The following is a 21,509-nucleotide window of genomic DNA, read 5'->3' as shown; positions in this document are numbered from 1 at the left end:
AGCCGCAAACCGGACCGGGCAGCGAAGGGCCTCGCACCTCCCCCATGCCACCGTTTCAGAAGAGCGCAGAGCAGAAACGTTTCCATTCCTGGGGCGAGGCCCTGTTTTCGCTCCTCGCTTCGCCCGGTTGATCCAGGGATCAACCGCGAGCAACTTAAAAAGCGAGACCGCCTTTGCTTACGCCCCCCTCCGCCATCCGGCGCATGTTCCTCTGACCCCCAGGGGTCACACTGCCCCCATGACCTCCACGCTTCCCCTGCCCGATCTGAACGCTGGCGCCTGGCCAGTCAGCCTCTTTGACCCGGCCAGTGCCACGCCCGAACAGAAACTGGCCGTGGGCCGCCTGCTGGCCGACAGCTTTGCCTACGCCAATCCCGAAGACCCACCCCTGATCCCAGAACAGGAAGCCGTGGGCCTGAGCCACCAGCTGCCCACCGAACGCAAGCACCACCTCGTGGTGTGGCAAGGCGCGCAGGCCCTGGCCTGGGGCTGCCTGGAATACGACACCGAACAGAACACCCACATGGCCCACGCCCGGCTGGTGGTGGCCCCGCAGGCGCGTCGTCAGGGCCTGGGCCGCACCCTGGGCGGGCAACTGCGTGACATGGCCATGCAGGCCGGCCGCACCGTGTTGACCTTCGGGACCACCAGCCGCGTGCCTGCCGGCGAGGCCTTTGCGCAGGCCACCGGCGCCCAGGCCGCGCTGCCCATGCGCCAGAGCCGCCTGCCCCTCTCTGGGCTGGACCGTGACCTGCTGGCCCGCTGGCAGGGGCGCCCCGAAGGCGACCCCTACCGCCTGCACCTGTGGACCACCGTGCCCGACGCGTACCTGGACCGCGCCGCCGACATGATGATGGTGATGAACACGGCCCCCAAGGGCGACCTGGAGCAGGACGACTGGCGCATTACCCCCGAAATGATCCGCGCCTGGGACGCCATGATTGAGGAAGCGGGCGAGGTCCGCACCATGATGGCCATTGAAGACACCCGCACGGGCGCGCTGGACGCCTACAGCGAGATCTTCTGGACCCCGGAGCGCCAGGGCCCGGTGTTCCAGGGCGCCACCGCCGTGCGGCCGGGCGCGCGGGGCCAGGGCCTGGGCAAATGGGTCAAGGCCGCCATGCTGGAGCACATCCTGGCCACCGTGCCGGGCGCACGCTGGGTGCAGACCAACAACGCCCACGAGAACGCCGCCATGCTCGGCATCAACGTGACCCTGGGCTTTACGCCGTGGTCCACCTTCACCGAGTGGCAACTGAAGCTGGCCTGAAGACAGACAGGCCATGAGCTCTGGGCCATGAGCCATGAGGGAACCCCCCCCATGGCTCATGGCCCAAAGCCCATGGCCCCTTTCCCTTCACGCTACCCTGCAGCCCATGAACACGCAGGTTCAGGAGCGCCGGGCATGAGGGTCGCGGTGGCGGATGTGGGCACCAATTCCAGCCATCTGCTGATCGCCGAGGCCATGACCGCCGGCGAGGCCGGCGGCTACCGCGTGCTGGACGCCCTGAAAGACCGCACCCGCCTGGGCGAGTGCCTGGACGCGGCGGGCAACCTGACCCCGGAAGGCGAGGACCGCCTGTCGTCGGCGCTGACCCGGTTCCGGGCCCTGGCCGCCAGTGCGGGCGTGCCCGAGGTGCATGTGTACGCCACCAGCGCCCTGCGCGAGGCCCCCAACGGCGCGGCGGTGGCGGCGCGGATGCTGGCGCGCACCGGGGTGTACCCGGCCATCATCAGCGGCGAGCGCGAAGGCGAACTGACCTACCTGGGCGCGGCCCACGCCGTGGAACTGGGCCCCGACAACGTGCTGCTGGACCTGGGGGGCGGCAGCCTGGAATTCGTGCGCGGCGACGCGGCGCGTGCCCGAGACGTGCTGAGCCTGCCCCTGGGCGCCATTCGCATGACCCGGGCCCATGTGCCCACCGAAACGCCGGGGCGGCGCGAACTGTCGGCCCTGCGCGCGGCGGTGCAGGACGCGCTGGCGCCGCACGCCGCGCGCTTCCGGGTGCGGGCCGGCACGCGGGTGGTGCTCTCCAGCGGCACCGCCGAAGCCGCCGCTGTGGCGATCCTGGCGCGGCGGGGCGAACACGCGCAGAGCGTGAACGGCACGCGCTTCTCGCTGGCCGAACTGGGGGCCCTGCTGGAACAGGTGCGCGGCCTGCGCTCGGCTGCGCGCGCCCGCCTGCCGGGCCTGGAACGCCGGGCCGACACCATCGTGGCTGGGCTGGCCACCCTGCACGCGGCGCTGGCGTTGCTAGGCGCTGCCGAGGTCACGGTGAGCGAGGGGGCGCTGCGCGAGGGCATGCTGATCGAGGAACTCACGCGTCTGCAGGCCTACCAGTCGTCCATCAGCGCCCGGCAGCGCAGTGTGCTGGGCACCGCCGAGCGTTTTGGGGCGAACCTGTCGCACGCCCGGCAGGTGGCGGCGCTGGCCCGGGGGCTGCTGGCCGGCCTGCAGGCGGCGGGCGAATCATTTGGCCCGGAGGGCGAGGCCCGCAGCCTGCTCACGGCGGCCGGGGCGCTGCACGAGGTGGGACAGATTGTGGCCCAGAGCGCCCACCACAAACACAGCGCCTACCTGATCCGCCACGCCGAGCTGCGCGGTTTTACCCCGCGCGAGATCGAGTGGATTGCCTTGCTGGCGCGCTACCACCGCAAGAGTGCGCCCAAAACCACCCACCCGGAGTTCGCCGCGCTCTCGGCCCCCGAACAGGCCCTGCTGACCCGGCTGGTGGCCGTGCTGCGCGTGGCCGACGGCCTGGATCGCTCGCACGCGGGCGGGGTGCAGATTGAAGCCCTGGACCGCCGGGGTGGAGGCTGGCGCCTGACCGTCAGCGGTGCCACGCCCCTGGACCTGGAAGGCGCGCGCGACAAGGCGGATGTCTGGGCGCGCGTGCTGGGCCCACTGACCCTGCACGCCTTGCCCTGAACGCAAAGCCCAGAGCGGCTGAGGCGCTAACCAGGATTGGCATTCAGAGCGGTCCCCACAAGACCTCAGGGTGAACCTTTCAGGTCGTGTGGGGCGAGCGGCGCGAGTGACTGCGATAGACGGCGGTTGGCGTTGAGGGCGTCCCTTCCCTCCTCAACGCCAACCGCTGTCAGCGTCCAGAAGGAAAGAGGAGCCAGAAAGGCCCCTCTCCCAGACGAAACGCCGCTCTGTGCCGGGCCCTGCGCCCGTTTACGCCCGGCCCGGTCCGCGCCGCTGCGCTGCCGCCCGGCCCATCAGCCCGCCCAGGCCCAGCAACCCCAGCAGGCCCCAGGGAAAGGGATTGCCACGCGTGTCGCCCTGAACCATGCTGGTGCTGCCCGGGGCGCCGCTTTCGCTGCCGACGGCCGTCTCTGCCGGGGTGCCAATCTCCGAGCTGTCGGTGCTGGGCTCGGTTCCGGTGGTGCCCGCATCGGTCGTGCCCATGTCCGTAGTGCCCATGTCCGTGGTGCCGGTCTCGGTCGCTCCGGTGTCGCCGATGCCGGTGTCGCCCGTCCCCGTGTCGCCCGTGCCCGTATCGCCCGTGGCCGTATCGGTGGTCCCGGTGTCGCTGGTGCTCGCCTCGCCTGTGCCTGTTTCTCCGGTGGTGTCGGTCCCCGTGGAGGTGCTCAGGTCGGTGGTGCTGGCGGCGGGGTCGGTGGTGTTCGTCGTGTCGGTCTGGGCCAGGGCAGCGGCACTCAGCAGGGCCAGGGTGAGCAGCAGTCGTTTCATGTCAGCCTCCGTTGTGCGAAGTATCCGGGGGGCCAGCCCAGCGCATATGAAGCCCGGTTCAGGTGCTGGGGCCTCCTCACTGGGCGGGGTCCTTCAGAAGGCTCAAGGGGGCTTCATCCGGTGTGGCAGACCCGCCCGGAACCGCTGGGGACGCGGCACATCTTTTGGCCGGCGATGCGGTTCGAGTTCCAGGCCCGAAACACCGTCTCTTTTCCCGCGCCCTCCGCCCGGAAACCGGCGATCAGGCAGGGCAGATATTTTCGCCGCCGCCCCCCGCCGTATCCTGGGCGGCATGACGCAAGGGCCGCCAAGAAACATCCTGTCCATACAGTCGTGGGTCAGCTACGGGCACGTGGGCAACGCCGCCGCCGTGTTTCCGCTGCAGCGGCTGGGCTTTGAGGTCTGGGCCATTCACACGGTGCAGTTTTCCAACCACACCGGTTACGGCGCCTGGACTGGCACGGTCTTTCCGCCCGAACTGGTGGCCGAACTGATTGACGGCATCGAGGCGCGCGGCGCGCTGCCGGAGTGCCACGCGGTGCTCAGTGGGTACATGGGCAGCGAGGGCACGGTGGCGGCGGTGGTGGACGCCGTGCGCCGGGTGCGCGCCGCCAACCCGCAGGCCCTGTACTGCTGCGACCCCGTGATGGGCGATGTGGGCCGGGGCGTGTTCGTGCGCCCCGAACTGCCGGACCTGATCGGGGCCCAGGCGGTGCCCGAAGCGGACATTCTGACCCCCAACCAGTTCGAGCTGGAACTGCTGACTGGCCACACAGTGGAGACGCTGGAACAGGCCCTGAACGCCGCGCGCGCCCTACGGGAGCGGATGCGCGCCGGGGGGCCCCGGCTGGTGCTTCTCACCAGTCTGGTGCGCAGCGGCGCCCCCGAGGGCAGTATTGAAACCCTGGTGGTGGGCGAGGACGGCGCGTGGCTGTGCCGCACGCCCCTGCTGCCCCTGGACCCCCCTCGCAACGGCACGGGCGACGCGATTGCCGCGCTGTTTTTCGGGCATTACCTGCACAGTGGTCGCCCCGACAGCGCCCTGAGCCTCGCCATGAGCGCGCTCTACGCCCTGCTGCAGCGCACCCACCTTGCGGGCACGCGCGAGATTCAGCTGGTGGCCTCCCAGGACGACTTTGTGCGCCCGGCCCGGCTGTTTGAAGCGCAGCAGGTGGGGTAGGCCGGCAGGAGAGGGCCCGCGACCTTCTGCGGTCTGGGCCGCGCTTCGGTGCCGCCATGCAGCGCCCCACTGCACGCAGAACCCGCTGAAATCCAGCCCCGCCTGCCCGGCATGCGCCACGCCTGAAGGCCAGATGCTGAGCTTTGTGAGGTGCGTCTCAGGGTGGTCTCAGGGTCGCCCCAATGCCCGTTGCGCGGGCTCTCATGGAAGGGGGTGCAGGTGGCGTGAACACTGGGAGGCATGAAACACGTCATGTTCCCGACCGTTGCCGCCGCCGACGCCTTCATTGCCGACATGCAGCAGCAGGGCCTCGTGGCCCCCACCCTGGGCCGCGCCAGCTACATGCGCAGCGGCGGCACCAGCACCACGACGACCACCACCGACACCGTGACCGCCGACGCCAGCGCGGGCGCTGAAGATGCCGGCGCCGGCGCCGTGAAGGGCACCGGCGTGGGCGCCGTGGCCGGGGCTGTGGCCGGCGTGCTGGCCTCGGGCGCCGTGGTGGCGACGGGCGGCCTCGCCCTGCCCGTGATCCTGGGCATGACCGCGCTGGGCTCCGGCGTGGGCGCGGCGGTGGGCGCCACGGGCGGCGCGATGGGCGTGGACGAGAACCACGACGGCCGCACCAGCATGGAAGACACCTACGAGGTGGACCACACCTCTTACGACCACATGCACAGCACCATGAACAGTGGTGGCCGCGTGGTGGGCGTGGAAGACAGCGTGCCCTTTGACGCCGTGCAGGCCACCGCCGCCCGTCACGGGGGCCAGATCATGGACGACAGCGGCATGAACCGCCGCCCCATGGGCTCCACCGGCAGCTCGATGTAAACTCCCCCTGATCCCCCAGGCCCCCCGGCGGTTGCAGCCCGTCGGGGGGTCGGTCGTTGGCTGGCTCAGCCGGAACATGGCCGCTGAACGCAGTGCTGGCGTGATGGCCCGCCCCTAGAGCCATCTCACGGGCCCTGATCCGAACTGCCGCCCATTTCTGGAACAGCCAGAAAGAAGTGGCTGTTCCCCGCCCTCGGCGCTGCGTCAGCCCAATGCCCGGACATTCGCCTTTTTTCTTCTCTGCGGGGCCGCTCTGCGCGTCCCCTTGGTCGGAAAAACGCCGGAACATGTGATGGAATGTTTCGGAAGTCGTCTAAAGTGCTTCTCCGCCGCTGGTGGTTACCGCGATGTCCTGACCTGTGTGCTGCAACTGGCGCTGCTGTGTGTGCCGCCCTGGACGTTCAAACCCCTGTGCCCTCGGGGCTGGGGTCTGCGGGGGGGCGCACGGGCAGGGCCAGAGAGAAGGTGCTGCCCTGATCCGGCGCACTGCTTAGCCGCAGTTCGGCGCCCAGGGCCTCGGCCACGGCGCGGGCCACCGACAGCCCAATGCCGCTGCCTGGATAGGCGTCGGCGCTGTGCAGCCGCTGAAACACCCCAAAAATTCGTTCGTGGTACTCCGGGGCAATGCCAATGCCGTTGTCCTGCACGCTCAGCACCCAGCGGCCTTCCTGCTGCGCCGCCGAAATGCGGACCTGGGCCGGGCGGTCCGGGGCGCGGAATTTCAGGGCGTTGCTGATCAGGTTCTGCAGGGCCTGGCGCAGCAGCTCCGGGTGGCTGGTGACGGTGGGAAGCGACCCCACCTCCACCTGGGCCCCAGCGGCCTCAATCTGGGCGTGCAGGTCGGCCAGCACGCCACCAACCAGCGCCCCCACATCGGTGGGCACAAAAAAGCGCTGGGTGCGGCGCACGCGCGAGTAGCTCAGCAGGTCCTGAATCAGGGTTTTCAGGCGCTGGGTGGCGGCGGTGGTAAAGGCGATGTACTGGTCGGCGCGCTCATCGAGTTGCCCCGCGTAGCGCCGGGCGAGCAGTTCGGTGTAGCTGCCAATGGTGCGCAGCGGCTCTTGCAGGTCGTGCGACGCCACATAAGCAAACTGCTCCAGTTCGCGGTTGCTGCGCGCCAGTTGCTCGTTGCTGCGTTCCAGCGCCTGGGCACTGCGCCGCAACTGCTGCTCGCGCTCTTGCACCGCCTGGGCCATGAGGTCAAACTGCGCGCCCAGCACCGCCAGCTCCTGCACGGGGCTGCCCGGCATCCGGCGGGCGTACTCGCCGCGCGCCATGTCCTGGGCGGCCACATTCAGCTCTTGCACGTGGCGGCCCACGGTGCGCGCCACGCGCGTGGCGGTGGCCACCAGCAGCGCCATGCCCAGCAACAGCCCCCCCACGCTGACCCAGCGCACCGCGTTCAGGGTGGCCTGACTCTGGCGCGTGGCCTCACTCAGGCGCGCATTTTCCTGACTCGCCAGCACGGCCAGCACCCCCCGCGCCCGTTCCAGAATCACCCGGCCCCGCCCCTGGGCCACCAGCCCGGCCGCCGCCTGCAGCGACCCCAGCCGCGCCTGGATTTCGGGCTGCGCCGCTTCTTGCTGCCAGCGGCCCACCAGGGTCTGCACCTGTCCCAGGGTGAGGCGCTGGGCCTCGTCCACGCTGAGGTCGTGCAGGGCGTAGGCCGCCGCCTGAAAGGACGCCTGCGCTTCCTGATAGGGGGCCAGAAAGCGGCTTTGCCCCGTGATCACGAAGCCGCGCTGCCCGTTTTCCATGGCCGCCACCTGACCCGTCAGTTCACTGATGAGCTGGGTCCGGGCCTGGGCGTCCAGCACCCGCTGCAGCGCCTGATCGTTGCGCCCCACCCCATATACCACCGCCGCGCCCACCCCCAACAGCAGCACAAACGGCGTGAGCAGGGGCCGCAGCAGATGGTCCCGCAGCGCGGGCCGCGCCCCGTCCGCCGGGTGGGCGGCCAGCCGGTCAGGGGCAGAGGGCGGCACCGACACGACCGGCATTCTAGAGCAGGGCCCCGCCGCCGCTAGGGCCCAGACCCGGACATTTTGAACCGAGTCCAGCGCGGCGGGGTAAAGTGGGCCCCATGACCAACACAAGCGTGCACCTGGGCCGCGCGGGCGAGGTCGCCACCCTCACCATCACCTCGAAAAAAGGCGCCCTGGGCCCGGCGTTCTGGCGCGAGGTGCCGCCTGCCCTGGCCGGGCTGGGGGGCGCGCGCGTGCTGATCGTGCGCGGCCAGGAGTGGTTCAGCGCGGGGCTGGACGTGAAGGCCACCGCGCCGGTCATCGCCCCGGCCCTGGGCCAGCCCGAGGCGTTCGCGGCCGTGGTGGCCGAGATGCACGCGGCCATTGAGGGCCTGGCCGCCCTGCCCATTCCGGTGATCGCGGCGGTGCATGGCTGGTGCATTGGCGCGGGCCTGGAACTGATCAGCGCCTGCGACCTGCGCCTGTGCAGCGCGGACGCCCGGTTCAGTCTGCCGGAAGTGAAACTGGGCATCACCGCCGACCTGGGCGGCCTGCAGCGCCTGCCGGGGCTGGTGGGCCGGGGCCGCGCGGCGCACCTCGCCCTGACCGGCGAACCCATTGACGCCGCTGCCGCCGAACGCTGGGGCCTGGTGACCGAGGTGCTGCCCACCCCCGAGGCCCTGTTTGCCCGCGCGGGGGCCCTGGCCGACACCCTGGCCCAGCTGCCCCCCCGCGCCCTGGAAGGCACCAAACGCGCCCTGAGTGCCGAACTGCCCCACGCCGAGGGCCTGCAGCAGGCGGTGGCCTGGAACGCCCAGCACATGACGGCGGACGGCCTGATGAATGCCCTCAAGGGGCGTGGCTCATAGGGTCAAGCCCAGGTTGACTCCGAACGACCTGGGCTGGTCCCCCACGGCCCTCCCCTGACCAACCTCCCCCACTTTCAACACCCGCCCGCACTTCCCTTAGACCCTTAGACTCTTCGACCCTTAGACCCCCTAAAAAGGAGCTCCCATGACCCAGCCTTCCCCCCTCTCCCCCACCTTCCGCCCCGACCTGCTGGCCGGCAAACACGCCCTGATTACCGGCGGCGGCAGCGGCATCAACCTGGGGATTGCCCAGACCTTCGCGGCCCACGGCTGCGCCGTGACGCTGCTGGGCCGCAACCTGGACAAAGCCCAGACCGCCGCGCAGGGCATCGTGGATGCGGGGGGGCGCGCCATGGGCGTCAGCGCCGATGTGCGCGACTTTGCGGCGCTGCAGGCCGCCGCCGCGCAGGCCGTGGAGGCCTTTGGCGACTTCGATATCGTGCTGGCGGGCGCGGCCGGGAACTTTCCGGCGCCCGTGGACGGCATCTCGCCCAACGGCTTCAAGACAGTGGTGGACATTGACCTGCTGGGCACCTACAACACCATCAAGGCGGCGGCCCCGCGCCTGAAGACCCCCGGCGGCAACGTGCTGAGCATCAGCGCCTACGGCGTGCCGGTGCCCATGCAGGCGCATGTGGTGGCGGCCAAGGCAGGCGTGGACGCCCTGACCCGCACCCTGGCCGTGGAATGGGGCCTGCGCGGCATTCGCGTGAACGCCATTATCCCCGGGCCCATTGACGGCACCGAGGGCATGGCCCGGCTGGCCCCGGATGAAAAGACCCGCACCCAGTTCATGCGCACCGTGCCTTTGGGCCGCTTTGGGGTGCCGCAGGACATCGCCAACGCCGCCCTGTTTCTGGTGAGCGACGCGGCCAGCTACGTGACCGGCGTGATTCTGCCAGTGGACGGCGGCCAGAACATGCTGGGCGGCGCGCCGCAGTACCAGATGTATCAGGCGATGGGGCTGGCCCTGCCGAAGAAGGAGTAGGGGCCATGGGCTTTGGGCCATGAGCCATGGGGCGCCCCGCACATAGGGGCGCCTTTGCCGTGCCGCTCGGATAGGCTCGCGGTATGGCGCCTGCCCCTGCCCTGCCGCCCCTGGCCCACCAACATCACCCAGAGGTGCGTGGCCGGGCCCTGCTGAGCCTGCCGGACTGGTCGGCCCTCACGCACCTCAATCTGGACAGCCTGGGGCTGGAGCAGCTGCCCCAGGACCCCCACCCGGCCCCGGCCACCACCGTCTTCAGCGTGTACGACAACCGGCTGACCACCGTGCCCGACTGGGTGTGGCGGCTGCGGGGGCTGCGCACCCTCAACCTCTCGGCCAACCGCCTGGGTGCGCTGCCCGGGGCCCTGGGGACCCTGTCGGCCCTGACCATGCTGGACCTGGGTCACAATGAGCTGACCACCCTGCCCGACGTGTTTGCGGGCCTGCCGGAACTGCAGTTCCTGTACCTCAGCCACAACCGCCTGAGCACGCTGCCAGCCTCCATGCGCACGCTGCAGGGCCTGTGGTACCTGAACGCCACCGACAATAGGCTGACCGAGCTGCCGGACTGGCTGGGAGAGCTGGCAGCCCTCACCGAACTGCGTGTGTACGGCAATCGCCTGAGGACCCTGCCCGCCAGCGTGGGCACCCTGAGCGCCCTGCGGGAACTGCACGCCATGAACAACGCGCTGACCACCCTGCCCGACACCCTGGGGCACTGCGGGGCGCTGGAGGTGCTGAACCTGCAGGGCAACGCCCTAGGCACGCTGCCGGACACCCTCGGCGGCCTGAGCGCCCTGCGCCGCCTGGACCTGAGGTTCAACCAGTTGCAGGCTCTCCCCGCCACGCTGAACGGCTGGCAGAACCTGGAAGAGCTGGACCTGCGCGCCAACCGCCTGACCCGCGTGCCGGAGGCCCTGGCCACCCTGCCCCGGTTGCGCAAGCTGGACCTGCGCTGGAACCAGCTGGAGCACGTCCCAGACGCCTTCGCGGCACTGGCCGCACGCGGCTGCCTGGTGTACCTGTAAGAGGAGGCCATGAGCCATGAGCTATGAGCCCTGGGGCACCCCCCAAAGCTCATGGCCCATGGCCCCCAGCCCTTACTTACACAGGTCCGCCGTGCACACGTCCAGCACCGCGTAATCGCGCCCGGGTTGCACCACCAGTTTCAGGTGCAGCTGGCCGCCCTCGTAGGCGTAGCTGTCGCCCGTGGTCGCGTCCAGGCTGCCCAGGGCCACCTTCTTCAGGCGGTTGCGGTTGTCAATCCACCAGTCGCGGTACAGGATGGGCTCGCTGGTGGCGGGCAGGGTCAGGCGCAGGGTGTCGCCGGGCTGGCGGCCACTTAAGCCCAGGCGCCACTGGGCGGTGGTGTTCGTGGGGGTCAGGGTGTAGGCATGTCCCACGCGCGCCGTGGTGCTCACGGTGGCGTAGGCGTCGGGGGTGCCCTTCAGGCTCACGGTGCCGTGGGGACCGGCCACCGTCACCGGGCCGGGCTGGCCGCCCCGGACATCCTGCAGCCACAGGCGGCCGTAGCTGCCGGTGCACACGCTGGCGTTCCACTCCGCGCGGCCCTGGCAGTCGGGGGCGGCGCGCAGCAGCGGGCTGCCGGTTACGCTCAGGCCCGCCGCGCCCGTCACGGTGCCGTCGGTGTCCATGAAGGTGGCGGCCTTGTCGCCGTCCTTGTCGGCCTGAGGGTCGGGCAGATACACGCGCACGCTGCTGTCCAGCCAGGTCAGGCCCCGGGCGTGGTTGGCCGGGTTCAGGGGAAAGGCGTTCTTGGTCAGGTAACCCAGGCCGCTGGCCTTGCGAATGCTGTTCGGCACAAAAGCGGCCAGGGCAGCGTCTTGAATGCTTACCTGCCCGTCGTAGAACTGGTAGCCGCGAATGGGAAACGCCGCTTCCCACGGGCGGGGCAGGCTACGGCCGCCCTCGCCCTTGGCTTCCCAGCTTTCCGGCTGGCCCACGTTCACGGTTTCGCCCACCAGCAGCCCGCCCTTCAGGACCGAGAGGTGCGAGGCAAAGGTGGCCCCCACCGCGTTGTCGGCCAGCACGGCGCCCTGCAGCACATGGTTTTCCCCGCGCAGCCACACGCCATGATCGCGGTGCTTGTAGGCCACGAAATCGCTGAAGACGGCGGGCACAGCGGCGCTCTTGGGGTCGGCCGGGTTGGTGACCGGATCGTAGTACACCGTCTCGGTGAGGCTGCCGTCGGCCTTGGGGCCGTTGTCCACGTTCAGGCCCCGGTCCCCGCTGTGCGCCACGTTGCCGCTGAATTCGCCCAGCGGCGTGCGGCGGGGCCACACTGTGGTTTTCCCCGATGCCAGGCCGGTGGGGTGCTGGGGCATGGCGTACCAGAAGCCGGTGCCGTCCACGCCCGCCGCCACGTTGTCCTTGACGGTGTTGGCCGGGTTGGTGATCCAGTAGCCGGACGGCCGCTTGTCGCTGTCCAGCAGCGGGTTCTGCCCCTGCTTGCTGTCGGGGGCCTTCACCCGGGTCACAAGGTTGCCCTGCAGCACGTTGCCGGTTTCGTCGCCGTCTTCTAGGAAGATGCAGTGGCCCAGCGTGTCGTAGGTGACGTTGTTCAGCACTCGCAGGTCGCTCGTGCCGTGCACCACCACGCAGCGGTTAAACGAGGCGTGCACGCTGCTGCTGCGCAGGTACGAGGCCGCCGCGCTGCCCAGCAGGTGAAAATGCACCGGATAGCGCCGCAGGGTATTGAGCTGCCCCACGCGGGTGAACTCGGTGCCCTCGATACGGGCCGTGCTCTTGCCCATGATCATCACATGGGCGCCCACGCGGCTCTGCACGGCGTCCTCGGTGGCACCCACCACGATGTTGCGCGACAGCAGGCCCACCTCGGCGCGCTCGTTCACCGCGCGGCCCGACACGGTGATGGGGTCGCCCCAGTGGGTGTACTTGAGGGGCGAACCCAGGGTGACCGTATTGCCACTGACGCGCTGCACGGTGACCTGCTCGGTCTGGGCGGGGTTAAAGTCGGTGCTCGTCAGGGTCAGGGTGTCGCCCCCCTTCCAGTCGGGGGCGCGTTCCAGGGTCAGGGTGCTGCTGCCGGCGCGGGCGGTGGCGCTCAGGCGGGTCCAGGCGAGGCGGGGCTGGCCGTGCAGTTCCAGCGTGCCGTCCATCACGCCCAGCACGCGGTCCCCCATGCCCATCACGTCCTCGCCGGGAACCGTGTTGGTCAGCCGGATCTCGGCGTGGTGGGCAAAGGGCGCCTCCTCGCGGCCAATGCGCAGTTCGCCGTGCACCATGATCCATTCGCTTTGCAGGGTCAGGTTCTTGGCGGCAAATTCCAGGGCGCTCCCAGCTGGAATGGTCAGACCCGTCAGAGCCGGGGGCGAGACATCCAAAATCACCCGCTTGCCCGCAGGCAGGGTGACGTTGGCACCCGCCGCCGGCACCGTGCCGCCCCAGGTGGCCGGGTCGCTCCAGGCGCTGCCCGGCTGGCTGGGTGTGGGGGCGGGCGGGGTGGGCGCTGGCGGCTGCGGGGTCGGTGCCGGGGTGCCCGGCGGCGGGGTGGGCGTGGCCCCAGAATCTCCAGTCGAGGCGCCGCAGCCAATGAGCAGGGCAGACAGCGTGAGGGCCAGCGGCCAGCGGGCTTTGAACATGAAGCGAGCATAAATGCCCTGCCGGTCAGCGGCGGTGAAAGACCTCGCATCGTGCCCAAAGGAACAAAAGCGGCGCCGTCCACACCTTTTCTCAATTGGAGCGGCGCGGCAGACCAGCACCCTTATACTCTCCATCCTCATAGTTTTCAGAAAAGGATTTTACATTATGAGTCATCGCCGGTGACCCACAGGAGGACCACCATGACCCGCATTGACGACCAGAACCTGATCCTCGACACCGATTCGTACAAGAGCAGCCACTTCCTGCAGTATCCGCAGGGCACCACGCGGCTGTTCTCGTACCTGGAGTCGCGTGGGGGGCGCTATCCAGTGACGCGGTTTTTCGGGCTGCAGTACATCCTGGACCGCTACCTGACCCGCCGCGTGACGGCCGAGATGGTGGAAGAGGCGCGCGCCCTGATTGAAGCGCACGGTGAGCCCTTTCCCTACGACGGCTGGATGCGGGTGGTGAACGTGCACGGCGGGCGCCTGCCGCTGGAGGTGCGCGCGGTGCCCGAAGGCACGCTGGTGCCCATTCACAACGTGCTGATGAGCGTGACCAACACCGACCCCCAACTGCCCTGGCTGGTGGGCTGGTTTGAAACCATGCTGATGCGCGTGTGGTACCCCACCACCGTGGCCACCCAGAGCTACCACATCCGCGAGATTATCCGCGCCGCGCTGGAGCGCACCAGTGACCGCGCCGCCGAGGAACTGCCGTTCAAGCTGCACGACTTTGGCAGCCGGGGCGTGAGCAGCCGCGAAAGCGCGGGCCTGGGCGGGCTGGCCCACCTGATCAACTTTCTGGGCAGCGACACCCTGGAAGCCCTGCGCGTGGGCCGCAACCACTACGGCGCCGATATTGCCGCGTACTCGATTCCCGCCGCCGAACACAGCACCATCACCAGCTGGGGCAAGGCGCACGAGGTGGACGCCTACCGCAATATGGTCACGCACTTTGGTAAGCCGGGCGGGGTGTTCGCGGTGGTCAGCGATTCGTACGACCTGAAACACGCCATCAACGTGCACTGGGGCGAAACGCTGAAGCAGCAGGTCATGGACTCTGGCGCCACCCTGGTCGTGCGCCCGGACAGTGGGGACCCCCCGGCGATGGTGCGGCTGGCTGTGAACGCCCTGGCGGCCAAGTACGGCACCACCACGAACAGCAAGGGCTACAAGGTGCTGAACCATGTGCGCGTGATTCAGGGCGACGGCATTGACGAACAGACCATTCGCCAGATTCTGGACAATCTGGAGGTGGACGGCTTCAGCGCCGAGAACGTGGCCTTTGGCATGGGCGGCGCGCTGCTGCAGAAGGTGGACCGCGACACGCAGAGATTTGCCTACAAGGCCAGCGCCGGGCTGATTGACGGCGAGTACCGGGGCATTTACAAGGACCCCGTGACCGACCCCGGCAAGCGCAGCAAGGACGGCGTGCTGGATTTGGTGCTGGAAGGCGGGCGCATGGTCACGAAGGCCTACAAGACCTTCGACACCGACTTCCCCGGCAGCCTGATGCGTACGGTGTACCGCGACGGCGAACTGCTGGTGCGCGACACCCTGGACACAGTGCGGAGCCGGGCGTGAGTCTCCAGGGCCTACAGGTTCATCTCCGAGACATCAACCCGAAGCTGGTGGCCGCCTGGGACCAGCACTTCAGGGACCTGCCCCACGTCACCGTCAGCCAGGGCGACATCTTTGGGGCGACCGCCGACGCGATTGTGAGCCCGGCCAACAGTTTTGGCTTTATGGACGGCGGCATTGATCTGGTCTACAGCGAATACTTCGGCTGGCAACTGTCGTTCGCGCTGCAGGAGCTGATTTTCAACAAACACGACGGCGAGCTGCCGGTTGGTCAGGCAGAGATTCTCCCCACCGGCAAGGCCGCCCTTCCCTGGCTCATCAGCGCGCCAACCATGCGCATTCCCTCCAGTGTGGTCCATACCCCCAATGCCTACTTGGCTTTCCGCGCGGCCCTCCGACTGGTCCGGGAACACAACCAGACAGGGGCGCCGCCGATTCGGACCCTTCTGTGCCCTGGCCTGGGCACCGCTATTGGCCGGCTTCCACCTGATGTGTGTGCCCGGCAGATGCGCCATGCCTATGACGCGGTGGTGCTGGGTCAGCGGCCAAAATTTGAACATTTCAGTGACGCTGTGGGGTGGCACAGTCAGATGATTCGCGACGACCTGTAGCCGCCGCAGGAACCGCCAGCAAACAAGAGAAGCGCGCAGCCCAGTCTGCGCGCTTCTCTTGTTTGCCGTGCTGACCCGCGCCTGTTTACTTCTCCCGGATGCTCCAGCCTTGGGCTTTCACGGCTGCAATCTGGCGCTGGAAAACGGCATCAATCTCCTCTTCGGTCAGGGTCCGGTCGCCCCGGTAGGTCAGGCGCACGGCCACAGAGCGGTTGCCCGCGCCGATCTGCTCACCCACGAACACGTCGAAGGGCTGCACGCTTTGCAGCAGGTCGCCGCCCTCGCGCTCCAGCACCGCCGCCACCTCGCCGTAGCTCACGCCCTGGGGGGCAATGACGGCCAGATCGCGCCACGCGGCGGGCGCCCGGCTGGGATCGCGGAAGGCCCACTCGCGGCCCGGCAGCGGCAGGGCGACTTCCAGCAGGAAGGTCTCGCCCTTCAGGCCAAAATTGGGCGCAATCTCGGGGTGCAGGGCGCCCAGCCAGCCCACGGGCTGCCCGTTCCACACGACCTCACCGGCAATGCCGGGGTGCAGCGCAGCGGGCACGGCGTCGCCCCGCAGCTGCCGGACTTCCAGCGCGGCGCCCAGCGTGGCGGCCAGACTCTCCACCAGCCCCTTGAAGGCGCGGAAGTCGCCCGCCACCGCGTCCTCATGGGTCTTGGGGGCCAGGGGACCGCGCATTAGCAGACCCAGGCGCTCGGTTTCGCCGCTGGCGGGGAAAATGCGGCCAAGCTCGAACAGCAGGGTGCGCTCGCCGGGCGCGTGCATGCCCGCCGCTTTCAGCAGACTGGGATACAGCGCGGTGCGCAGGCCGGTGCGGTCGGCGGTCAGCGGGTTTTGCAGCCGCACGCCGGGGCGCTCGCTGCGGGCCTTGCTCGCTTCGTCGTCGCTGGTGAAGGTGTAGGTCACGACTTCCTGAAAGCCCAACCCGGCCAGGGTGCGGCGCAGGGTGGTGCGGGCCACACCCTCTTTCTCGGCGCCGATGTTGCTTTCGTGCACGCGCAGGGTGGGGAGGCGTTCGGGCAGGTGGGCGTAGCCGTGCAGGCGGGCCACCTCTTCGGCCAGGTCCTGCCAGATGTTCAGGTCCACGCGCCACGAGGGCGGCTGCACGCGCAGAGCGTCGCCCTCGCCCTCCACCCCGCAACCCAGGCGGGTCAGGATATCCCGCATCTCGGCGGTGTCTACCTTCATGCCCAGCAGGGCGCGAATCTGCTCGCCGGTGGCTTCAATGGGGCCCGGCACGTCCGGCTGGCCCACCACGGTGGCGCCGGGGTGCACGGTGCCGCCCGCCTCGGCCAGCAGGCCCACCAGACGGGCGGCGGCGCGGGGCGGCAACAGGGGGTCTACACCCCGCTCGTAGCGGTACACGGCGTCGGTCTTCAGGCCCAGGCGGGTGCTGGTGCGGCGCAGCAACACGGGGTCAAAGTGCGCGGATTCAATCACCACGTCGGTGGTGTCGGCGCGCACATGGCCGTGGTCGCCGCCCACGATGCCCGCAATGCCCAGCACGCCCTGGCCGGGCTGCGGCTGGCCTGCCTGCGCAAAGGCTTCGGCCACGCTGGAAATGGGCCGCTCCTGGCCGTCCAGAATCAGCAGGTCCTCGGGGCCCACGGTGTGCTCACCCCCCATCAGGTCGCGCACCGTCTCGCCCTGGCGGCGGCCGAACGAGACCAGAATCTGATCGTCCCCCACGTCGCGGCGGTCATACAGCGCGGTGGGCTGGCCCAGTTCCAGCATCACGTAGTTGCTGGTGTCCACGATCAGGTCAATGGACCGCATCCCCGAGAGGGTCACGCGGCGCTGCATCCACAGGGGCGCGGGGCCGTTGCGCAGGCCGCCCACGGTGCGCGCCACGAAATGGTCGCAGCCGAACCGCAGTTTCTGGGTCGGATCACGCTCAATGACCCGCCCCTTGTCGGGGAGGGAGACGCGGATCTCGCCCTCGCCGCTGGCCTCGGGGCCGGCGGGCGGCGCCTTCAAGTCCAGCTTCAGGAAGGCCGCGAGGTCGCGGGCCAGGCCCAGGGCGCTCAGCACGTCGGCGCGGTTGGGGGTCACTTCCACATCCAGCACCTGATCGGCGGCCCAGAGCTCGCGCATGGGGGTGCCGGGAGCGGCGGTCCCGGCCGGGAACAGCATCAGCCCGGCGCTGCTTTCGCCCACGCCCAGTTCCTTGGCGCTGGCGGCCATGCCCCAGGACTCCACGCCCTGCAACTCGCGCACGCCGTAGGTCATGCCGCCCAGAGCGGTGCCGGGCGAGACCAGCGCCAGCATGGTGCCGGCGGGCAGGCCCACCGCGTTGGGAGCGCCGCTGGCAATGGTGCGCGGCCCGTGGGGGCCGGCATCCAGGCTCAGCTTGGTCAGCTGGGTGCCGGGCATCGGATCGGCCGCTGTGACAGAAACCAGCAGCACCCCTTCGGGCGGGGCGGGGACCTCTTCCACGCCTTCCAGCGGCAGGCCCAGTTGGGCGAACACAGGTTCCAGTTCCGCCACGGGCGGCAGGGCAGGGATCAGCTCTTTGAGCCAGGAATAGGGGATGTTCATGGTGGATACCTCGTAACGAGAACTTAAATTGAAGGCGTGAGCGTTCCTGGCTATCATCACTTGCCCGAAGGCATTGCAGCTTTGGAACAACACTTGGGGAAGGGTGACGACCTCATCACCGCATTGAGAAAGGCCCGAAGTGAGGTGCCTTGCGGCTTGCTTGAGTGGATTCAGGTCCTCAAACGCTCACAAGGCATGTCCTCCAGGGAAGCGGCGAGAGCCATAGCGCGAACCCACCCAGATTCATGGATTCACCTCTGGGAGTGAGCCTCGGAAATCTCCTGGAATGCCAGCCCCCGCACCAGTTTCCGCGCCTGCTCCGGCATCAGATTCACGGCGTCCAGGTCCTGCACGCCCACCCAGGCCGGTTCATACGAGTTCTCTTCGCTGTGGCGCACGCCTTCGGGACCGTCGCCCAGGCGCATTTCGCCACCCTGCCACGTGACCAGAAAGTAGTGTTCGCGGTTGCCCAGGTTGTCCAGCACCAGCACCTCGCGCTGGACCCCAACGGTCAGGTTCACTTCTTCCAGCATCTCGCGGGCGCAGGCTTCGGCCGGGGTTTCCTCGCCCTCAATGCCGCCGCCGGGCAGGGTGGCGTAGGCGCGCCCTGCCTTGCGCCGTAGCATCAACAGGACTTGGTTCTGATCGTTGAAGAGGATGCCGACGGAACGGGGTCTCATGGGGCCTCCTCGATAAAACGTTCAAGTTCGTCGTGTAGCGCTTCGTCCTGTTCTCGGCGTTGGGCCCAGGCGGTGCTGAAATGCACTTGCCGTTTGGCCTCGGCCGTTTCCATCCCCGCTACGTCTTTCAGGGCGGCAATACTTTCAATCTTTCCGAAGCCATTGTTTTGCAGATACCGCAACTGCTCGGCAATCTCCGATTCAGGATGCGAAGTCAGGAATGACCGCAACGACGCAGACGCCGCATCAACGTTCATCCCAACTCTCCCCGAAATTGCCCAATCACCCTCGGGTCGTTCGCGTAGAAGTAGCGGATATCGGGAATCTTGTACTTCAGCATGGCAATGCGCTCGGGGCCCAGGCCAAAAGCAAAGCCGGTCTTGCCCTCGTACACACGGGGCTTGCCCTGGGCTTCGCGCAGATCGTCCACGGCCTTGAACACATTGGGGTGCACCATGCCGCAGCCGCCCAGTTCCAGCCACTTGCTCTCGCCGCGCGGGTTGTCCCAGTACACGGCGAAGTCGGCGCCCGGCTCCACGAAGGGGTAATAGCTGGGCTGGAAGCGCACCTTGGCCCCCGCCCCGTACAACCCGCGCGCCATTTCAGCAATGGTGCCCTTCAGATCGGCCATGGAGATGCCGTCGCCCACCACCAGGCCTTCCAGCTGGTGGAACATGCTTTCGTGGGTGGCGTCGGTGGCCTCGTAGCGGTACACCTTGCCACGCACGACCACCTTCAGGTCTGGCTCGTGGTCCACCATGTAGCGCACCTGCATGGGGCTGGTGTGGGTGCGCAGCAGGCGAGGCACGCTTGGAGCCGGGGCCGCCCCCGGTTCCAACGGGCCGTTGAAGCTGGCGGGCACCTCCTCCAGCCAGAAGGTGTCCTGCAGGTCGCGCGCCGGGTGGTACCAGGGCACGTTCAGGGCCTCGAAGTTGTGGTGCTCGTCTTCCACCTCTGGGCCTTCCACCACCGTGTAGCCCAGGCGCTCGTAGATGTTCACGAGGTCCTCGTACACCCGGTTGATGGGGTGCAGGCCGCCCGCCGGCAGGGGCAGGCCGGGCAGGGTCACGTCAATGGCCTCGCCCGCCAGTTTGGCGTCCAGGGCCTCACGCTTCAGGACGGCTTCGCGCTCGTCCAGCGCCGCCTGGATGGCCTGACGCACGGCGTTGATCTCGGCGCCCCGGGCCTTGCGCTCCTCGGGGGGCAGTTTGCCCAGGGCGCCCAGTTCCCGGGTCACCAGGCCACTTTTGCCCACGTACTTCGTCTTGACGGCCTGCAGGGCCTCCAGGGTGCCAGCGGCCGTGATCTCTTGAATGGCTTCGTGCTGCATGTGTCCTCCTGCGGAACAAAGAAAAGCCCCGCCTCGCATGGGTGCGGGCGGGGGTAAAGCGCTTGACCTGAGCGATCAGGCCAGCCAACCCCCAGAACCGAAAAACGGCGAACGTGAACCGGCCTGAGGTGTCATGCGGCCCAGCCTAGCAGACGAGGGGCACATGAAGAAATGCGCCAGATGGACCACCAATCAAATTGACACAAACATCACAATTCCGTAGAGAATAGAACTCCGATGCAACCCAATCTGCCGGCCCGGCGCCTGATGGCGCTCGCTTCCCTTGCCCTTCTTCTGCCTGCCTGTGGCCGCACCGCGCAGGACAGCGCCCCACTGGCGGCCCTGGCGGCGGCGGGCGAACCCGTCCTGAACGAGCTGTACTCCGACGCGCTGGGCACCGATACCGGCACGTTTATTGAACTGAAAGGCCCGGCTGGCAAAAGCCTGAGCGGCTACACCCTGGCGGCCTACGACACCGCCGGCACCCAGTACCGCACGATCACCCTGTCGGGCACCATCCCGGCCAGCGGGTACTACGTGGTGGCCCAGGACACCACAGTGACGAACCGCACCCTGGTCAGCAGCGGCGCGGACCTGAACAACGGCAGCGGCAGCCTGCGCCTGCTGAAATCCGGCGCCGTGGTGGACGCGGTGGCCTACGGCACCCCCACCGCCGGGCAGGGCGAGGGCGCCCCCGCCCCCACCACGGGCGCGGGCAGCGCCCTGGCCCGCGTGCCCGACGGCCAGGACACGGGCGCCAATAGCGCCGACTTCAAGGTGCAGGCGGCCACCCCCGGCGCGGCGAACGGGGGCGGCACAGGCGGCGGGGGCGGTACGGCCAAGAAGGTGCTGTTCGACCTCACCAAGGCTGAGGATGCGGGCAACGCCGACTGGCGCATTGACGGGGCGTACAGCGACTACGCGGGCGCCCTGCGGGGGCTGGGCTACACGGTGGGCACCCTGACCGGCACCGCTGTGACCACCAGCAGCCTGTCCGGCGTGTCCGTGCTGGTGATTCCCGAGCCGCAGAATCCCTTCAGCGACAGCGAACGCGCCGCCATCCAGAGCTTCGTGCAGAACGGGGGCGGGGTCTTTTTCATCACCGACCACCGCGCCAGCGACCGCAACAACAGCGGCTGGGACAGCCCCGAAGTCTTTAATGGCTGGGACGGCCGCACGCCCAGCAGCGTCAGCACCAGCCTGCAGGCCAGCCTGAACACCGACGGCCTGTTTGGCCTGGGTGCGTCGTTCAACTCCAGCTTCAGCGATCCGGTGTACACGGCCGCGCCGCTGACCACCCACCCCATCCTGAACGGCGTAAGCAGCGCCGGCGTGTACGTGGGCACCAGCGTGGACGTGTTCTCTGGCACCGCCCTGATGGGCACCGGGGGCAAAACCTATCTGGCCGTGAACAGCGTGGGGGGTGGCCGCGTGGCGATGTGGGGCGACAGCAGCACCTTCGGGGACAACACCTACTCGGACGGCAGCACCGGGCAGTACAACAACTGGCCCAACCTCAGCAACGCGGCGCTGGGCAAGAACGTGGTGCGCTGGCTGGCCGGCGACCTTTAACGAAACTTAAGCTGACCCGCTGGCCCCCGCACTCCAGG

The 21,509-nt window shown here is 68.8% G+C and carries 17 protein-coding genes; 10 read left to right on the top strand and 7 right to left on the bottom strand.

Translation table 11 applies throughout. The features are described 5' to 3' along the window. The first annotated feature begins 238 nt into the window (after window positions 1-238). Both K7W41_RS03400 and K7W41_RS03395 read left to right on the top strand, forming a co-directional pair. The gene (locus tag K7W41_RS03400; protein WP_224604743.1) at window positions 239-1,270 is read left to right on the top strand and encodes a GNAT family N-acetyltransferase; all 1,032 of its coding nucleotides are present in this window, start codon (window positions 239-241) and stop codon (window positions 1,268-1,270) included. 135 nt (window positions 1,271-1,405) lie between these two features. After that, on the top strand, window positions 1,406-2,929 hold the full coding sequence (locus tag K7W41_RS03395) for a Ppx/GppA phosphatase family protein (protein ID WP_224604740.1): 1,524 nt from the start codon (window positions 1,406-1,408) through the stop codon (window positions 2,927-2,929). Window positions 2,930-3,178: 249 nt separating this feature from the next. Here the strand turns inward: K7W41_RS03395 and K7W41_RS03390 are convergent, their stop codons facing one another. Then, window positions 3,179-3,697: a hypothetical protein gene (locus K7W41_RS03390; RefSeq protein WP_224604736.1), complete on the bottom strand. Its 519-nt coding sequence runs from the start codon at window positions 3,695-3,697 to the stop codon at window positions 3,179-3,181. A 292-nt stretch (window positions 3,698-3,989) separates the two neighbouring features. Between K7W41_RS03390 and pdxY the strand changes: the two genes are divergently transcribed. Beyond that, on the top strand, window positions 3,990-4,877 hold the full coding sequence (gene pdxY / locus K7W41_RS03385) for a pyridoxal kinase PdxY (RefSeq protein WP_224604734.1): 888 nt from the start codon (window positions 3,990-3,992) through the stop codon (window positions 4,875-4,877). Between the two features lie 240 nt (window positions 4,878-5,117). After that, window positions 5,118-5,708: a hypothetical protein gene (locus K7W41_RS03380; RefSeq protein WP_224604732.1), complete on the top strand. Its 591-nt coding sequence runs from the start codon at window positions 5,118-5,120 to the stop codon at window positions 5,706-5,708. Between the two features lie 401 nt (window positions 5,709-6,109). Here the strand turns inward: K7W41_RS03380 and K7W41_RS03375 are convergent, their stop codons facing one another. Beyond that, window positions 6,110-7,708 (bottom strand): sensor histidine kinase, encoded by a 1,599-nt coding sequence (locus tag K7W41_RS03375; RefSeq protein ID WP_396114990.1) that lies wholly within the window; start codon window positions 7,706-7,708, stop codon window positions 6,110-6,112. 83 nt (window positions 7,709-7,791) lie between these two features. Here K7W41_RS03375 and K7W41_RS03370 point away from each other — a divergent pair, with 83 nt between their 5' ends. The 3 genes from K7W41_RS03370 to K7W41_RS03360 all read left to right on the top strand — a co-directional run bounded on the left by K7W41_RS03370 (window position 7,792) and on the right by K7W41_RS03360 (window position 10,557). Further along, window positions 7,792-8,541 (top strand): enoyl-CoA hydratase-related protein, encoded by a 750-nt coding sequence (locus tag K7W41_RS03370; protein ID WP_224604725.1) that lies wholly within the window; start codon window positions 7,792-7,794, stop codon window positions 8,539-8,541. Between the two features lie 145 nt (window positions 8,542-8,686). Further along, the gene (locus K7W41_RS03365; RefSeq protein ID WP_224604723.1) at window positions 8,687-9,529 is read left to right on the top strand and encodes an SDR family oxidoreductase; all 843 of its coding nucleotides are present in this window, start codon (window positions 8,687-8,689) and stop codon (window positions 9,527-9,529) included. An 83-nt stretch (window positions 9,530-9,612) separates the two neighbouring features. Further along, window positions 9,613-10,557, top strand: a complete 945-nt coding sequence (locus K7W41_RS03360; RefSeq protein WP_224604721.1) for a leucine-rich repeat domain-containing protein — start codon at window positions 9,613-9,615, stop codon at window positions 10,555-10,557. 72 nt (window positions 10,558-10,629) lie between these two features. Here K7W41_RS03360 and K7W41_RS03355 read toward each other — a convergent pair whose 3' ends face one another. Continuing rightward, complete coding sequence (locus K7W41_RS03355; protein ID WP_224604719.1) at window positions 10,630-13,152, bottom strand: G8 domain-containing protein; 2,523 nt, start codon at window positions 13,150-13,152, stop codon at window positions 10,630-10,632. A gap of 201 nt (window positions 13,153-13,353) precedes the next feature. Between K7W41_RS03355 and K7W41_RS03350 the strand changes: the two genes are divergently transcribed. Continuing rightward, complete coding sequence (locus K7W41_RS03350) at window positions 13,354-14,739, top strand: nicotinate phosphoribosyltransferase (protein WP_224604718.1); 1,386 nt, start codon at window positions 13,354-13,356, stop codon at window positions 14,737-14,739. Beyond that, window positions 14,736-15,347 carry a macro domain-containing protein gene (locus K7W41_RS03345; protein ID WP_224604717.1) on the top strand — a complete coding sequence of 204 codons (612 nt, stop codon included), beginning with the start codon at window positions 14,736-14,738 and terminating at the stop codon, window positions 15,345-15,347. Before K7W41_RS03350 ends, K7W41_RS03345 begins: the two co-directional genes overlap by 4 nt. An 85-nt stretch (window positions 15,348-15,432) precedes the next feature. On the opposite strand, the gene K7W41_RS03340 is transcribed toward K7W41_RS03345, so the two are convergent. The 4 genes from K7W41_RS03340 to pheS form a co-directional block, all read right to left on the bottom strand. Further along, the gene (locus tag K7W41_RS03340) at window positions 15,433-17,889 is read right to left on the bottom strand and encodes a phenylalanine--tRNA ligase subunit beta (RefSeq protein ID WP_224604716.1); all 2,457 of its coding nucleotides are present in this window, start codon (window positions 17,887-17,889) and stop codon (window positions 15,433-15,435) included. A gap of 251 nt (window positions 17,890-18,140) precedes the next feature. Beyond that, on the bottom strand, window positions 18,141-18,569 hold the full coding sequence (locus K7W41_RS03335) for an NUDIX hydrolase (protein WP_224604715.1): 429 nt from the start codon (window positions 18,567-18,569) through the stop codon (window positions 18,141-18,143). Beyond that, window positions 18,566-18,826: a hypothetical protein gene (locus K7W41_RS03330; protein ID WP_224604714.1), complete on the bottom strand. Its 261-nt coding sequence runs from the start codon at window positions 18,824-18,826 to the stop codon at window positions 18,566-18,568. The genes K7W41_RS03335 and K7W41_RS03330 overlap by 4 nt, the downstream gene beginning before the upstream one ends. Beyond that, complete coding sequence (gene pheS / locus K7W41_RS03325; RefSeq protein WP_224604711.1) at window positions 18,823-19,899, bottom strand: phenylalanine--tRNA ligase subunit alpha; 1,077 nt, start codon at window positions 19,897-19,899, stop codon at window positions 18,823-18,825. Before pheS ends, K7W41_RS03330 begins: the two co-directional genes overlap by 4 nt. Window positions 19,900-20,136: 237 nt before the next feature. Between pheS and K7W41_RS03320 the strand changes: the two genes are divergently transcribed. Continuing rightward, window positions 20,137-21,471, top strand: coding sequence for a Gldg family protein (locus K7W41_RS03320; RefSeq protein WP_224604709.1), 1,335 nt, complete (start codon window positions 20,137-20,139; stop codon window positions 21,469-21,471). Window positions 21,472-21,509: the final 38 nt, after the last annotated feature.

It is taken from the genome of Deinococcus multiflagellatus, from assembly GCF_020166415.1.
Lineage (GTDB): Bacteria > Deinococcota > Deinococci > Deinococcales > Deinococcaceae > Deinococcus > Deinococcus multiflagellatus.
Note: the sequence above shows the minus strand (reverse complement) of the source record. Positions and strands in the feature narration are given on the sequence as shown.